This window comes from uncultured Pontibacter sp. (genome assembly GCF_947502515.1).
Lineage (GTDB): Bacteria > Bacteroidota > Bacteroidia > Cytophagales > Hymenobacteraceae > Pontibacter.
The window spans coordinates 1-1,319 of the sequence record NZ_CANNAI010000019.1; the positions used below are offsets into that span (position 1 = coordinate 1).

Consider the following 1,319-nt stretch of genomic DNA (forward strand, 5'->3'; position numbering starts at 1 on the left):
TTTCCCGAAGTTAGCGAGGCTTCTACTTCTTGTTGAGTAAGATTTCTGTTCATTTATCTCTTAATATGACCGCCAACGTTTAGTACAGGCTGCGAACGAGGCGAAGCAGAAGTATGGCGCCTGTGCCGTGTTCTCAGAAGTTATTCTTTCAGTTTAGAAGTACATACACAACAACTACCGCTAGACCTATGACTGCAAAGGTATACTTCCGCTGCTGGTGCTTTTTTAAGTACCCGTCCTTCTTCATGTCCCAGTCAAAAAGCATTTCCACAAGCACATCATCTAAGCGGAATATGAAATCATGCCAGTAGTATCTTTCGTTTGCCTTTCTTTTGTTGGTGACCCCCTTTTTCTTCTGCTTGTACCGTTTTAGAACCGAAACTTTCTTGCTCTGATATTCAGGTGAAACGTTTCTAACCAGAAGTTCATTTTTTGCGTGCTCAACAGCTATAGGGTTCCAATCATCTGGAAAATTAGCTATTTGAATTAGCTCGTCTGTATTTCTTTCTGATATTGGAGGTTCGAAATTCATACTTAAAACTACTGAGAACGGCTCGGACATGAGGTGAGCAAGGCGCAGCCGCAGCTTTACACATGTGTTTTGTTAGGCTAAGATATTTTACTTTTCTACCTTCAAAAACATTACATCTGGTCGAACTTCTTTCCGCCATTTATCACCATATTTCTTGTCCAGATAGCTAAAGATTGCTTTGTTATATTCTTTTATGCATTCGTATGCTGGCGGTGTGCAACCAAAATCAAAATATTCAACTTTGTACTTTCTCTCAAACACATGTTGATTCTTATAAACTACAGGCGCTATACTCCCGACTAAGAGTAGCTTTGGCTTACCACTTGCTATGTCCCCTTTGGCTGCAGTTCTATCATAGCGGCAGTCAGCTGCGAGAGTGATATCCAAATCTTTTATTGGTTCTGATCTTACACTTATTGCCTTTTCTGTTTCAGCATAACCAAATTCACGAGCAATTAAGTGGTAATTTCCCTGAGGAACATCTTTAATCTTGAAGTAGCCTAAACTATCTGTGATTGTACCAATAGTGCTATGTTTGAGGTAAACGGGCACATTAGCTAATGGCTTGTTGTTCACTCCTGAAACGATTCGCCCTTCTATAAATGCCGTAGCTTGATTCTCTGTCTGACTGAATGAATCAAGATGTATAGTCAGAAGAAGTAGTATCAGGAAAACTGTTTTCATAATTTTTATTTAAGCCTAACGGACTTGGCCATAAGGCGGCGTAGCTGGCTTATGGGTGTGGTGTGCGCCCAGTATGGGCACCTGATACTAAAGGTATCATATT

The 1,319-nt window shown here is 40.5% G+C and carries 2 protein-coding genes; both read right to left on the reverse strand.

What is annotated here, in order from left to right; genetic code table 11:
• Positions 1-148: 148 nt before the first annotated feature.
• Positions 149-532 carry a hypothetical protein gene (locus tag Q1A54_RS20295; protein ID WP_299991869.1) on the reverse strand — a complete coding sequence of 128 codons (384 nt, stop codon included), beginning with the start codon at positions 530-532 and terminating at the stop codon, positions 149-151.
• An 87-nt stretch (positions 533-619) separates the two neighbouring features.
• Positions 620-1,216, reverse strand: a complete 597-nt coding sequence (locus Q1A54_RS20300) for a carboxypeptidase-like regulatory domain-containing protein (RefSeq protein ID WP_299991871.1) — start codon at positions 1,214-1,216, stop codon at positions 620-622.
• Positions 1,217-1,319 lie beyond the last annotated feature (103 nt).

Coding starts and splice junctions, on each gene's coding strand:
- Q1A54_RS20295 (WP_299991869.1), bottom strand. CDS start 532: ATGAATTTCGAACCTCCAATATCAGAAAGAAATACAGACGAGCTAATT.
- Q1A54_RS20300 (WP_299991871.1), bottom strand. CDS start 1,216: ATGAAAACAGTTTTCCTGATACTACTTCTTCTGACTATACATCTTGAT.